The following is a 12,923-nucleotide window of genomic DNA, read 5'->3' on the forward strand; positions in this document are numbered from 1 at the left end:
GCTGACAAATGATCATTTGGCCTGTGTGCGACTGGGGGCGTAGCTCGTCACGTACTCCTGGCCGGACAGCTCCTGGATCGCGAACATGATCTCGTCGGTCACGCTGCGCCGGTCGCGCGCGCTCGTCTCCGAGCCGCTGAAGGTCATCGGCTTGCCGATGCGTACGCTCACCCGGCCGAGCCTGGGCCTCGTGGCCCCGATCGGGAGCACCTCGCCGGTGCCCTCCATCGCCACCGGGATCACCGGCGCGCCGGTGGCCAGGGCCAGCCAGGCGACGCCGACCTTGCCCCGGTAGAGGCGGCCGTCGGGGGAGCGGGTGCCCTCCGGGTAGATGCCGAACAGCTCGCCCTTCCTGAGCACCTCCGCCGCCGCGTCGAGCATGTCCTGGGCCGAGGTGGGGCTCTGCCGGTCGATGCTGATCTGGCCGGTGGCGCGCATCCACATCGCGGTGACGGGGTTGCCGGTGAAGTATTCGGACTTGGCGACGAAGCGCACCTGGCGCTTGAGCACCAGCGGCAGGAAGGTCGAGTCGAGGACCGACAGGTGGTTGGAGGCCATGATGGCCGGACCCGTGACGGGAACGTGCTCGTGCCCGGTGACCGAGGTCGGCCAGAGCAGGTGCAGGATCGGGCCGCCGACGATCTTGGTCAGGCGATAGAGCACGGACTCTCCTCATGAGACGGGTTACCCAACACTAGGTGGTGGCCCGGCGGGCGGCGGTTGTACGCACCCGCACAAGGAGAGCCCTCAGGTTTGTAGGCCTCCTCCATCGCCACCGCTCTTTTCCGGGGCGAGTCCGGTGAAAAACCCCACCGGTCACGGAGGAAAAGAAACGCCCCGCGGGCCTGAGGGGCTCGCGGGGCGTGACGTTTGGTGCCGATGTGGCGGTCGCCTCCTCGGCGAGAGGCACAACACGGCTCCAGCCGAACGGTATTCCGTGAAGGCGGTAATTTGCGGCCCGGGGGACACAAACCACATCGGCACGATCACTCTAACGGACGTCTGCCGCTGGTTATTCCGATTTGAGGTCACCGGCGTGTCCGACGGGGCCGCCTGACCGGGAGATCCCCAGGTCACGACCCCCGCGGATACTCTCGGAGAACCGCCGGCCGATGCCACGGACACCGGCCCGGCGGGGTCGCCGGGCCTGACGGACGGGGGTGGAGCATGCGGGGGAGCCCGACGCGGCGTGCGAGGACGAGGCCGGAGCCGACATCGCGAACGCGAGACCGGGGCCGGCGCTGTAAAAGCGAGATCGCGGGCCACGGCGCCGGGAGGCATGCGTCCGGGGGAGGGGGACCAGGGTGCCCGTGACCTCCCGGGCCGTCACGGCCGTCACGGCCGTCACGACCGCCCCAGTGCCCGAGGCTTGATTAAAACGTGTTACTCGATCCAGGCGAGACCTTCTCCGAGGACGGCCCCCGGCTCGGTCCCGCCCCACCTGCGAGATGGCGTAACGCATTGGAAACGAGGCTTTCACCCCCCATTGACAAGGGAGACGGCCGGGATTAGCGTCCGCTCATTCTACTAAAACGTTTTTAGGCCACGAAAGAGGTGGGGTGCGGTGACCGTACCGGACGAGGGAGAGGCGCCGCTCCGGCCGCCCTCCGGCGAGCCCCCTCCGGTCCTGGCGCTGGCCGGGGTGAGCAAGGCGTTCGGCGCCGTACAGGCGCTGCGCGACGTCTCCCTCGACCTGTACGCGGGAGAGGCGCACGCGCTCGCCGGGGAGAACGGCGCGGGCAAGTCCACCCTGGTGAAGATCCTGGCGGGGGTGCACCGCCCGGACACCGGGCGGGTCCTGCTCGACGGCGAGCCGGTGGAGTTCGCCACCCCCGCCGACGCCCAGCGGGCGGGGGTGGCGGTGATCTACCAGGAGCCCACGATGTTCCCCGACCTGTCGGTCGCCGAGAACATCTTCATCGGCCGCCAGCCCAGGAGCACGCTCGGCCGGATCGACCGCGGGGCCATGCGCGCCCGCGCCGCGGAGCTGTTCGCCGGGCTCGGCGTCGCCCTCGACCCCGAGCAGCCGGCCCGCGGCCTGTCCATCGCCGACCAGCAGCTCGTCGAGATCGCCAAGGCGCTGTCGCGGGACGCGCGGGTGCTGATCATGGACGAGCCCACCGCGGCGCTGTCGGGCAACGAGGTGACCCGGCTGTTCAACGTGGTCAGGACGCTGCGCGAGCAGGGGTGCGCGGTCCTGTTCATCTCGCACCGCCTGGACGAGATCTTCGAACTCTGCCAGCGGGTCACCACGCTGCGCGACGGCGCCTGGATCGCCGGTGAGCCGGTCGAGGGCCTGACGCACGAGCACCTGATCCGCCGGATGGTCGGCCGAGACCTCGGCACCCTCTACCCCAAGCAGGAGACCGAGGTCGGCGAGGTGGCGCTCAAGGTCGGGCGGCTCACCCGGGAGGGCGTGTTCACCGACGTCTCCTTCGAGGTACGGCGCGGCGAGATCGTGGCCCTCGCCGGGCTGGTCGGGGCGGGACGCAGCGAGGTCGCCCGCGCGATCTTCGGCGTGGACCGCTGGGACGCCGGGACCGTCGAGGTGAACGGGAGGCGGCTGCCCGCCGCGTCCCCGACCGCCGCCATGTCCGCGGGCCTCGCCCTCGTCCCCGAGGACCGGCGCCAGCAGGGCCTGGTGATGGACCACTCCATCGAGCGCAACATCGGGATCACCGGCCTGCGGGCGCTGCGCCGCGGCCCGGTGATCTCCCGCGCCGCCGAGCGCGACCGGGCCCGCGACTGGGCGATCCGGCTCCAGCTCAAGTTCAACCGGCTGTCGGACACGGTCAACGTGCTCTCCGGCGGCAACCAGCAGAAGGTCGTGCTGGGCAAGTGGCTCTCCACCGAACCCGACGTGCTCATCGTCGACGAGCCCACCCGGGGCATCGACGTGGGCACCAAGGCCGAGGTGCACCGGCTGCTGTCCCAGCTGGCCGCCGACGGACTCGCCGTACTGATGATCTCCTCCGACCTGCCCGAGGTGCTCGGCATGGCCGACCGGGTCCTGGTCATGCAGGAGGGGCGGCTCGTCGCCGAGATCCCGCGCGAGCGGGCCACGGAGGAGAGTGTCATGTCGGCGGCGACGGGGAGGGCCTCGTGATCGGGCGGAACGAGAGCCTCCGAGGACGGCGGAGCACGGGCGCGACCGGGCGCGCCGGGGGGTACGTCCAGGGCGTGCGACCGGCTGAGGAGGGCGCATGAGCGCCGTCACCGCCGGGCGGAGCGCCCGCGGCCTGGTGGACCTGGTGTTCCGGGCCCGCGAGCTGAGCATCGTGGCGGCGCTCGCCGTCCTGGTCGCGGTGACCGCGAGCACCAACGGCAACTTCCTGTCCGGGCAGGGCCTGACCGACATCTTCCTCAACGCCTCCATCCTGGTGCTGCTCGCCGTCGGCCAGTCCGTCGTCGTCATCACCCGCAACATCGACCTGTCCGCCGGCTCGGTCGTCGGCCTGGTGGCCTTCACCGTCGGCGACCTCCTCTCCGCCGACCACGGCAGGGGCATCGTCTTCGCGGTCGTGCTGGGCGTCGCGATCGGCGCGCTCTGCGGCATGGTCAACGGCCTGCTGGTCAGCTTCGGCCGGGTACCGGCCCTGGTGGTGACCCTCGGCACGCTGTACGTGATCCAGGGCGTCGACCACTACATCGCCCACGGGCGGCAGATCAACGCCGTCGACCTGCCCCCGGCGCTGCTGTCCCTGGGCAACGGCTCGGTGCTCGGGGTGCCGTACCTGCCGATCATCGCCGTCGTGGTGATGCTGGCCGTCGGCTACTACCTGCGCTCCTACGCCTCGGGCCGCGACTTCTACGCCATCGGCTCCAGCCCGGAGGCCGCGAGCCTGGCGGGCGTGCCGGTACGGCGGCGCGTGATGGGGGCCTACCTCTTCAGCGGCGCGCTCGCGGGCCTGGCCGGGGTGCTCTGGCTGTCGCGGTTCGGCACCGTGGTCGCCGACGCGGCCAACGGCTGGGAACTCCAGGTGGTCAGCGCCGTCGTGGTCGGCGGGGTCGCGATCACCGGCGGCGTCGGCACCGTGTACGGCGCGGCGCTCGGCGCGCTGCTGCTCACCACCATCACCAGCGCGCTGGTCGTGCTCAAGGTCAACCCGTTCTGGCAGCAGGCCATCACCGGGGCGCTGCTGCTCCTGGCGATCAGCGTCGACCGGCTGCTCGCGCTGCGGGTCGCGCGGGTACTGCGGAGGAGGAACTCCCGACATGGCTCCTGACGTGACGACCGCGAAGCCCGAGGCGGCGACCGCGCCGCCCGCCGGCGGGCCGGGACGCGGCTCGCTCGGCCGCCTGCTGCGCTGGGACGTGTTCGTCGGCCTGCTGCTGGTGCTCGTCTTCATCGGCGGCTCGGCCGGATCCCCCGGGTTCGCCAGTGTCGGCAACCTGTCGTTCGCGCTCGGCGACCTGGGGGAGATCGCGCTCATCGCGCTGGCCATGACCATGCTGGTGGTGGCCGCCGAGGTGGACCTGTCGGTGGCGTCGGTGCTGGGCCTGTCCAGCGCGCTGGTCGGCTCGCTCTGGGACGCGGGCTGGGCGATCGAGACGATCATCCCGCTGGTGGTCGTGGTGGGCGCGGTGTGCGGGCTGGTCAACGGCCTCCTGGTGACCCGGCTGGGGCTGCCCTCGCTCGCCGTCACCATCGGCACGCTCGCGCTCTACCGCGGCCTCGCCTACGTGGTGCTGGGCGACAGGGCGATCGCGGAGTTCCCCGCGCAGTTCACGGAGCTGGCGGTGGGCGACGTGCCGGGGACGCCGATCCCGTACCCGGTGGCGCTGTTCGTCCTGCTGGCCGCGGTCACCGCCGTGGTGCTGCACGCCACCGGCTTCGGCCGCTCGCTGTTCGCGATCGGCGCGCAGGAGGAGGCGGCGCGGTTCGCCGGAATCCGGGTCAGGCGGATCAAGCTGATCCTGTTCGTGCTCTCGGGCACCGTCGCCGCCTTCGCCGGAGTGATCTTCACCCTGCGGTACGGCAGCGCCCGCGCCGACAACGGCATCGGGCTGGAACTGGCCGTCATCGCCGCGGTGCTCCTCGGCGGCGTCGACTTCGACGGGGGCAGGGGCACCCTCGGCGGAGTGATCGCCGGGGTGCTGCTCATCGGCCTGCTGCGCAACCTGCTCATGCTCAACGACGTGGCGACCGAGATCCAGTCGATCGTCACCGGGCTGCTCCTGATCATCTCGGTGATCACCCCGCGTCTCGTCACCGCGGTGGCGCGGCGCAGGCACGCCAGGGCCGTACGGGAGGCGTCACCTCAGCGGGCCGACACCTCGTGAGAGAGGCGTCACCTCAGCAGGCCGACACCTCGTGAGATGACCAGCACCGAGAGGATGAGCGCCGACACCGACTCCACGGCCATCAGGAGCTTCGCCCGTACCGACAGCGGCATGGTGTCGGTGGGGCTGAACGCGGAGGAGTTCGTCACCGACACGTAGAGGTAGTCGGCGAAGCCGGGGGTCCACCCCGACCTCGCCGACGACCGGGCGGCCACCTCGGAGATGGCGTCGTGGTCCTCGTCCTGGGGGAAGCGGAAGTCGGCCACCGGCAGGGTGCCGCCCCTCGCCTGGGTGCGCCGCACGGGTCCGCCCCGGTCGAGCTCCCAGAAGGCCAGCCCGAAGATGATGATGTTGGTCACCCACACCTGCCCGGCGGCGATCAGCAGCTGCTTGCCCTCCCTGACCTCCCCGGACACCAGCTCGATGATGAGCAGGACCAGCGACGCCCCGTTGGTCACCGCGATGACCAGGACGAGGGCGATGGACAGCCGCCTCATCAGCAGGTTCTCCCGGACCATCCGCCGGGGGTTGATCGCTATCAGGGGCACCAGCAGCAGCAGTTCCAGCGCGGGGATGACGAATCGCGGGCCGACGATGAGCTTGCCCGGCAGTGCCGCGTACAGCGCCGCGGCGACCACGACCGCGCACGCGGCGGGGAGGCGGGGCTCGCCCGGGTGCCCGCGCCGCTCCGATCGCTGCCTGGCGTTCACGCCGTCAGGAGCCGCTCGCCGCGGAGGCGAGGAGCGCGACCCCGCGCAGCGGCGCCACCTGCTCCTCGGTGAGGCCGTGCCGCTCCTGGAGCTCGGCGACGTCGCCGTGGCTGACCAGGGTACGGCCGGACTCGTCCTGCCAGACGAGGATCTTCAGGGGCAGGTCGAGGGCGAGCAGCGGCGCGGCGACCATCAGCGGGGTGCCCGTCGCGGGGTCGCCGAAGATCACCAGCTTGGTGGGCCGCATGCTCAGCCCGGCCTCCTCGGCGGCCACGTCGTGCTCGACGACGGTGAAGAGCGTCAGCCCCCTGCCCGCGATCAGTTCTTCGAGCCGGTCGAGCGTCTCGGCGACGGAACCGGTCGAGACGCGGGTGACGGTGTTCATCGGGTACCTCCGGTGCGAGGAGCCCCGCGCTCCGGCCCTGCCGGACCTGGTGGAACGGACGGGGACGGGCGGGAACGGGCAGGGACGACGGGGACGGGGACGACGGGAAACGCGGTGTCGCGCGTGAGGCCGGGTTCCGTCGCCGGAACCCGCGGCCGGGGCTTTTCGGAACAGGGCGGGATTCTTCGTTTGAAATCTTCGGAGTTTCCAGAATCCTCGGAGTTTCCAGAGTTCCCGGAATCCCCGGAATCCCCGGAATCCCCGGAATCCCCGGAATTCTCAGAAGAGGAAGGTCAGCGGCAGGCAGCATCCGAGGAGGGCGACCGCGGCGCCCGCGCAGGCCGCGATCCGCGTGGTCAGCGGATCGTTGACCAGGGGGCCCATCACCGACCGGTCGCGGCAGAAGTGGACGAGCAGGAACAGCGCGACGGGCACGCCGAGCGAGATGACCACCTGGCTCACGATCAGCAGGCCGGTCAGCGGCGCGCCGAGCACCAGGGCGAGGACGGCCGGTGTCATCGTGACGACGCGCCGCAGCTGGATCGGCACCCGGAGGTTCAGGAAGCCCCGCATCACCACGTCTCCCGCCAGGGTGCCCACCCCGCAGGACGAGACTCCCGACGACAGGAGCATGACGGCGAACGCGAGGGCGGCGGCACCGCCGACCCGGTTCAGCAGCTCCTCGTGGGCGGCGAACAGGTCACCGGTCCAGGACCCGCCCGCGGCCGTTCCCAGCCCGGCGCCGAGGGCGATCATCGACACGTTGACGACCGTGGCGGTGCCGAGCCCGAGCAGGCAGTCGATCCGCAGCGCCCGGCGGACGAGCGCGGGCCGCCGCCACGCCGCGCCGTCCGGCCATCCCCGTCCCTGCACCAGCGCGGAGTGCAGGTAGATGGCGTGCGGCATCACGGTGGCGCCGACGATCCCCATGGCGAGGATCAGCGAGCCGCCGCCGTCCAGGCGGGGGATCAGCCCGCCGGCCAGCTCGGTGACGGACTGACGGCCCACCGCGACGACGTCGTAGACGACACCCGCGCCGACGAGCAGGAGGCTCGCGGCGCTGACGAGCTCGAACCGGCGCGTCCGGCCGTGCCGCCGCAGCTGCAGCATGAGCAGCGCCACCACCGCGGTGACCACCGCCGACACCGCGGGCGGCATCCCGAAGAGCAACTGCATCCCGATGGCCGCGCCGACGAACTCGGCCAGATCCGTGGCCAGGACGACCACCTCGGCCTGGAGCCACAGCAGGAGGCTGCCGCGGCGGGAGAAACGCTCCCGGCACAGCCGGGGCAGGCTCTTGCCGGTCGCCATGCCGAGCTTCGCCGCCTGGAACTGCACGAGGAGCGCGACGAGGCTGGCCAGCACGACCACCCACACGAGCAGGTAGCCCGACGTCGCCCCGGCGGTCAGGTTGGTGGCCACGTTGCCGGGATCCACGTACGCGATCGCCGCGACGAACGCCGGTCCCAGGATCGGAGCCGCCCGCGAACCGCCCGGCCGCGCGGGAGTCCGGGACAGTTGAGCGGGCGGGGGCAGGGTCAGCGTGTCGTCGTCGTTCATCCGTGCCTCCCGGCGCGTCGTGCCCGCCGTCACCTGTGTTCGGCGGGCGTTCACCGGCGAGCGGGCGTCGGGCTCCACGAGCCCCGCGAGCTCCGCTTCGGCAGTGCGAGACCGCGCGAAATCCCGTGTCGGCCAGTGAATTACCGGAAAATGTGAATTGGCGGCATATCGCAGCCTCGGTGCCGCAAACCAAGGATTACTCAGCCAAAGAATGAAGACAAGCGGCCGAGGTCTGGCCGGGGCAAATAAATAGCATGCCTCGGGAATCCACCTCTTATATTCTCAAAAGGCGGTAAGTCGCATAAATGGCGATGGTCGAGGAAGGGCCGGTCGATCTCCACCCGGAGCGCCCGGGTCCGGAGCCCTTCGGACCGGGTCTCCGGCGGTCATCCCAGTGGCTTGACCCAGCGGGACCACTGGGGCTGTGGCGCGTAGCCCGCGGCGCCCCAGGCGTGGTGGGCCTGCTCGTTGTCGTGCAGCACCATCGCGTCGGCCCGGAACGCGCCGAATGCCGCGAAGCGCTCCTCGGCCGCCCGGATCAGCGCGGTCCCCACTCCCCGCCTCCGGAGGGCGGGATCCACGGCGAGCCGGTAGAGGTGGGCTCGCCAGCCGTCCCAGCCCGCGAGCAGCGTGCCGGCCATCCTCCCGTCGACCTCGGCGATGAGGACGGCCTCGGAGTCCCGTTCGAGCAGCGCGACCACCTTGGCCGGATCGTCGTGCCTGTCGGTCCCCTCGGCGGCCACCAGCCAGAAGGCGAGCAACGCCTCGACGTCCTCGATCCGCCCGTGCCGGATGTTCACGTCCACGGACGGGAAGTTATCAGCCCGCCGGGGGAGGGGGCCGGAAGGGCCCCGCCCCGGGCGGTCAGGCGGACGCGCCCAGGGACGGCATCGGCTCGGGCAGGGGCTCCGGCTCCTCCCGGGGGAGGGGCTCGGCGCGGGGGAGGGGCTCCGGCTCGGCCCGGGGGAGTGGCTCGGTCCGGGGGAGGGGCTCCGCCGTCTCCGAGCCCACCGCGATGGCCGACCGGGGGGTGCGCTCGCGCACGTCCTCGCCGCGGATCGCCATCACGGCGGGCGGGCTGCCCAGGTCGCCGTACCGGGCGGCGACGGCGGCGGTGATCGCCCGGCCCGCGTCGGCGACCGTCTCCTTCGCCGAACCCGGGGGGTGAGCGGCCGACAGGTGGCCCAGCAGCGCCGCGAACCGCAGCTCCTCGGCCGCCGTGCCGGAAGACCCGTCGTCGGACGGCGGCAGTGGCCGGTCCAGCCAGAACACCCCGCCGCGCAGGAGCGCCGGGTAGGTCACCTCGCCCCGCTGGAGCGTGAGCACGGAGTCGACCAGTAACCGCCCGAACTCCTTCAGGTCGGTATCGGGTGGCAGATCGGTCGTGACCAGCAACGAAACCCTCAGCGCGTCAACCATGAGCGGCTATCCCTCCTTGAGGGGCTCATAGTAGGCGTCGCCACCGACAGTTACGGCGCGCCCGGTGGAACGTGTCGGAATCAGAGCCCGGCCGAGGTGCCGAGAAGACCTCACCGCTCGGGACGAGCGCGACAAGCTCGACAAGCGCGACGGGTCTGCCGGGGCGGTCGCGCGTGGCGCGGCGGGGGGCTTCCGCGCCGCCCCGCCGGGGAGCCGGGATCACGCCCGGCAGGGACCTCCCGCGGACCGGACAGGCGAGGGTCTCTCGCGGGCCGGACGGGCGGAGTCTCTCGCGGGCCGGACGGCAGGGGTCTCTCGCGGCCTCGCCGGGGACGAACCGGAGAGGGGACGAACAGGAGAGGAGGGGAAGACGGGTGCGCCCGGCTCGCGCGCTGTGCGGACCATGCCCGCCGCTTGTGAATCTACGTTGTAAAGGCGCCGGGGCGAGACGGGAGACTCCGGGTCGTGTCTAGGTCCATAACGCCATGTCGGAGGCGATGAGTGTGTGATTGGCTGTTCGCAATGGACATCTCATCGCGGGCTTCCGCCTACCTCGCGGCATATGACGAGCAGCTCCGGGCCAGGCCGATGCCGGGCCGTACGGCCGAGCGGATCGGGCCGCTGCTGAGGACCGTGTCGAACGGCCACGGCCAGGGCTTCCTGACGTACCGTAACCTGGGCGGCCTGGCGGGCGCCGAGCTGGACGCCTTCATCGCGCGCCAGCGAGACTTCTTCACCCGGGTCGGGCGCGAGGTCGAGTGGAAGTACCACGGCTACGACCTGCCCGCCGACCTGCCCGAACGGCTCGTGGCGGCCGGGTTCGAGCCGCGGGAACGGGAGACGGTGTTCGTCGGCGAGGCCGGTGAGCTGGCCGGTGCCAAGGCGGCGCCCGCCGGGGTGCGGCTGCGCGAGGCGGCGGGGCGGGACGACCTGGAGCGCATCCGCGAGCTGGAGGAGACGGTCTGGGACGCGGACCACGGCTGGCTGCCCGGCATGCTGGAGCGCGACCTCGCAGGTCCGGGGGACCCGTGCGCGGTGGTGATCGCCGAGGCGGGCGGGCAGGTGGTGTGCGCGGCGTGGGCGCGTTTCCACGAGGGCACCGACTTCGTCTCGCTGTGGGGCGGTTCGACCCTGAAGGAGTGGCGGGGCAGGGGCGTCTACCGGGCGATGGTGTCGTACCGGGCGGAGCTGGCGGTGGCGCGGGGTTTCCCCCTGGTGCAGGTGGACGCCTCCGACGCCAGCCGCCCGATCCTCGCCAGGCTGGGCCTGGAGGCGATCACGACGACGACGCCGTACGTGTGGGTGCCGCCGACGCTCTGATCACCGGGGAGGGGGCGGCGCGACGCGCTCGGTGAGCCGGTCGCGGAGGCGGGTCAGCCTGCCGATGCGGTCGTCGAGTGCCGCGAGGCGCTCCCGGGCCGTCCGCATGACGGCGGCCTGGAGCTGTTACCCGCCGACGTTGTCGAAGCAGACGTCGACGCCGCCCGGCGCGGCCTCCCGCAGCCTGTCGGCGATCGGCCCGTCGTGGCGGTCGAAGGCGGCGTCGAAGCCGAGGGTGCCGACCAGCCAGGCGGCCTTGGCGGGGGATCCCGCGCTGCCGACGACGCGACCGGCGCCCTTGAGCCGGGCGATCTGACCGGCCATGACGCCGACCGGCCCGGCGGCACCGGAGACGAAGACGGTGTCGCCCTCCCGCAGCCCGGCCGCCTCCACCAGCCCGACGTAGGCGGTGTCCGCCTGGGCCAGGTGGACGAGGGGGGCGAGGGAGTCGGGGCCGTCCGGCAGTTCCCCGAACTCGGACGCGCCGGCGAGGACATGGTCGCGCCAGCCGTGGCGGTGCGCGACCAGGGTGCCCGGCGGGGGCGTGCCCGGCCCTCCGCCCGCGACGACCTCTCCGATCGCGGGTCCCCACATGACCTCGCCCGGACGGTAGGACGGCAGGGGAAGGCCGGTCCCGGTCATGAGCGTGCGCATGACGGCGCGCATGGCGAGGTAGCGGTTGCGTACGAGCACCTGTCCCGGTCCCGGCGGGGGAAGCGGGGTGTCGACCAGCCGGAAGTGCTCGGGACCCGGACGGCCCGCGGGGCGGCGGGTGAGGTGGATCTCGCGTGCGGTGATGGTCATCGGTGTCTCCCGTGGAGCCGTTCGTGGCGGTGGTCGGGAGGCTAGATGTTGACCTTTGCGTGAAGGTCAAGCACCTTGGATACTCTGGCGCGGACCCGGAAGCGGACACCACGGTCCCGTAAGCGAACGGCACAGTCCCGGAAGCGGACACCACGGTGTTCACCACGCCACGCACGCCACGTCACATAACGCCACATCACGCACGCCACGTCGCGCCGCTCGCGTCGCGGTGTCGTGGCTCGCCCACGAGACACGAGAGGACACGCATGCCCGAGGTGCTCAGCAGGCGCGCGCTCAACCGGGCCACCCTGGAGCGGCAGCTGCTGCTGGCCCGCGCGGAGCTGCCCGCGCTGGAGGCGGTCCGTCACCTGTACGGCATGCAGGCCCAGGCGCCGAATCCTCCCTACATCGGGCTGTGGACCCGCCTGTCGGGGTTCGCCGCCGACGACCTCGCCCGGCTGATCAACGAGCGCCTGGTGGTGCGGCTGTCGCTGATGCGCTCCACCATCCACCTCGTCACCGCCGACGACTGCATGGCGCTGCGCCCGCTGCTGGGGCCGATGTTGGCCCGGGGCCTGCGGGGGACGGCGCACGGCAAGGGCCTGGCGGACGTGGACCTGGACGAGCTCGCCGCCGTGGGACGGAAGCTGGTGGAGGAGCGCCCGCTGACCTTCCGCGAGCTCGGCGCGCTGCTGCGGGAGCGGTGGCCGCAGGCTCCCGCCGCCGACCTGGTCGCCGGGGTACGCAACACACTGGCGCTGGTCCAGGTCCCGCCGAGGGGGATCTGGGGGGTGGGCGGGCAGGCCGCCCACACCACCGCGGAGGCGTGGTTGGGCCGTTCCCAGGACGAGCGGCCCGGCCGGGTCGCGGCGGAGGAGGCGATCCGCCGCTATCTCGCCGCCTACGGTCCCGCCACGGTGATGGACGCCCAGCAGTGGTCGGGCATGACCCGCCTGGGGGACGTCTTCCGCGAGATGGACCTGCGGGTCTTCGTGACCGAGGACGGCGCGGAGCTGTTCGACCTGCCGGAGGCGTCGCGCCCCGACCCCGGGACCCCCGCCCCGGTGCGCTACCTGTCGGAGTTCGACAACACGCTGCTGTCGTTCGCCCAGCGGACCAGGACCCGGATCACCGAGGAGGAGTACCGGGGGCGGATCTTCACCATCAACGGCATCATCAAGGCGACGGTGCTGGTCGACGGTTTCGTACGGGGCATGTGGAAGGTGACGGGGAAACGGGGCGAGGCGATCCTGGAGGTCGAGCTCTTCGCGCCGGTGAGCGAGGGGGAGCGGGCGGAGCTGGAGGTGGAGGGGGCGCGCATGCTCGACTTCATCGCCCCGGTGGCGACGTCTCGCGACATCCGTTTCCGGGAGGCTTGAGCGACTTACGTCGCCTCCGTCAGGTGTGGCGCGGACCGGGAGTGCGCGGCCTCCCGGGGAGGT

Annotated in this window: 12 protein-coding genes; 5 read left to right on the top strand and 7 right to left on the bottom strand. The window is 72.1% G+C overall.

Features of this window, described 5'->3' with window-relative positions:
* Nucleotides 1–12 precede the first annotated feature (12 nt).
* Entirely contained in the window at nucleotides 13–663 is a 651-nt protein-coding gene (locus ABT053_RS35195) for a lysophospholipid acyltransferase family protein (protein WP_350975143.1), read from the bottom strand.
* Between the two features lie 979 nt (nucleotides 664–1,642).
* Here ABT053_RS35195 and ABT053_RS35200 point away from each other — a divergent pair.
* From ABT053_RS35200 to ABT053_RS35210, 3 genes are all read left to right on the top strand, one after another.
* On the top strand, nucleotides 1,643–3,106 hold the full coding sequence (locus ABT053_RS35200; RefSeq protein WP_350975194.1) for a sugar ABC transporter ATP-binding protein: 1,464 nt from the start codon (nucleotides 1,643–1,645) through the stop codon (nucleotides 3,104–3,106).
* Between the two features lie 97 nt (nucleotides 3,107–3,203).
* Nucleotides 3,204–4,226, top strand: a complete 1,023-nt coding sequence (locus tag ABT053_RS35205) for an ABC transporter permease (RefSeq protein ID WP_350975144.1) — start codon at nucleotides 3,204–3,206, stop codon at nucleotides 4,224–4,226.
* Nucleotides 4,216–5,283: an ABC transporter permease gene (locus ABT053_RS35210; RefSeq protein ID WP_350975146.1), complete on the top strand. Its 1,068-nt coding sequence runs from the start codon at nucleotides 4,216–4,218 to the stop codon at nucleotides 5,281–5,283. Before ABT053_RS35205 ends, ABT053_RS35210 begins: the two co-directional genes overlap by 11 nt.
* An 8-nt stretch (nucleotides 5,284–5,291) precedes the next feature.
* On the opposite strand, the gene ABT053_RS35215 is transcribed toward ABT053_RS35210, so the two are convergent.
* From ABT053_RS35215 to ABT053_RS35235, 5 genes are all read right to left on the bottom strand, one after another.
* Entirely contained in the window at nucleotides 5,292–5,993 is a 702-nt protein-coding gene (locus ABT053_RS35215; protein ID WP_350975148.1) for a hypothetical protein, read from the bottom strand.
* Between the two features lie 4 nt (nucleotides 5,994–5,997).
* A complete protein-coding gene (locus ABT053_RS35220; RefSeq protein ID WP_350975150.1) occupies nucleotides 5,998–6,378 on the bottom strand; it encodes a DUF302 domain-containing protein in 381 nt (126 codons plus the stop codon).
* Between the two features lie 279 nt (nucleotides 6,379–6,657).
* Complete coding sequence (locus ABT053_RS35225; RefSeq protein WP_350975152.1) at nucleotides 6,658–7,938, bottom strand: Nramp family divalent metal transporter; 1,281 nt, start codon at nucleotides 7,936–7,938, stop codon at nucleotides 6,658–6,660.
* Between the two features lie 386 nt (nucleotides 7,939–8,324).
* Complete coding sequence (locus ABT053_RS35230) at nucleotides 8,325–8,744, bottom strand: GNAT family N-acetyltransferase (RefSeq protein WP_350975154.1); 420 nt, start codon at nucleotides 8,742–8,744, stop codon at nucleotides 8,325–8,327.
* Between the two features lie 58 nt (nucleotides 8,745–8,802).
* Nucleotides 8,803–9,357: a hypothetical protein gene (locus ABT053_RS35235; protein ID WP_350975156.1), complete on the bottom strand. Its 555-nt coding sequence runs from the start codon at nucleotides 9,355–9,357 to the stop codon at nucleotides 8,803–8,805.
* 522 nt (nucleotides 9,358–9,879) lie between these two features.
* Between ABT053_RS35235 and ABT053_RS35240 the strand changes: the two genes are divergently transcribed.
* Complete coding sequence (locus ABT053_RS35240; protein ID WP_350975157.1) at nucleotides 9,880–10,677, top strand: GNAT family N-acetyltransferase; 798 nt, start codon at nucleotides 9,880–9,882, stop codon at nucleotides 10,675–10,677.
* Nucleotides 10,678–10,803: 126 nt separating this feature from the next.
* On the opposite strand, the gene ABT053_RS35245 is transcribed toward ABT053_RS35240, so the two are convergent.
* Complete coding sequence (locus ABT053_RS35245) at nucleotides 10,804–11,481, bottom strand: zinc-binding dehydrogenase (protein WP_350975159.1); 678 nt, start codon at nucleotides 11,479–11,481, stop codon at nucleotides 10,804–10,806.
* 266 nt (nucleotides 11,482–11,747) lie between these two features.
* On the opposite strand from ABT053_RS35245, the gene ABT053_RS35250 reads away from it, so the two are divergent.
* Nucleotides 11,748–12,860 (top strand): winged helix DNA-binding domain-containing protein, encoded by a 1,113-nt coding sequence (locus ABT053_RS35250; RefSeq protein WP_350975161.1) that lies wholly within the window; start codon nucleotides 11,748–11,750, stop codon nucleotides 12,858–12,860.
* The last annotated feature ends 63 nt before the right edge of the window (nucleotides 12,861–12,923 follow it).

This window comes from Streptosporangium sp. NPDC002524 (assembly GCF_040295985.1).
Classification (GTDB): domain Bacteria; phylum Actinomycetota; class Actinomycetes; order Streptosporangiales; family Streptosporangiaceae; genus Streptosporangium.

What these genes read in the sequence shown, in the direction of transcription:
- ABT053_RS35240 (WP_350975157.1), top strand. Translation starts at nt 9,880, where the DNA reads ATGGACATCTCATCGCGGGCTTCCGCCTACCTCGCGGCATATGACGAG.
- ABT053_RS35235 (WP_350975156.1), bottom strand. Translation starts at nt 9,357, where the DNA reads ATGGTTGACGCGCTGAGGGTTTCGTTGCTGGTCACGACCGATCTGCCA.
- ABT053_RS35245 (WP_350975159.1), bottom strand. Translation starts at nt 11,481, where the DNA reads ATGACCATCACCGCACGCGAGATCCACCTCACCCGCCGCCCCGCGGGC.
- ABT053_RS35210 (WP_350975146.1), top strand. Translation starts at nt 4,216, where the DNA reads ATGGCTCCTGACGTGACGACCGCGAAGCCCGAGGCGGCGACCGCGCCG.
- ABT053_RS35205 (WP_350975144.1), top strand. Translation starts at nt 3,204, where the DNA reads ATGAGCGCCGTCACCGCCGGGCGGAGCGCCCGCGGCCTGGTGGACCTG.
- ABT053_RS35225 (WP_350975152.1), bottom strand. Translation starts at nt 7,938, where the DNA reads ATGAACGACGACGACACGCTGACCCTGCCCCCGCCCGCTCAACTGTCC.
- ABT053_RS35220 (WP_350975150.1), bottom strand. Translation starts at nt 6,378, where the DNA reads ATGAACACCGTCACCCGCGTCTCGACCGGTTCCGTCGCCGAGACGCTC.
- ABT053_RS35250 (WP_350975161.1), top strand. Translation starts at nt 11,748, where the DNA reads ATGCCCGAGGTGCTCAGCAGGCGCGCGCTCAACCGGGCCACCCTGGAG.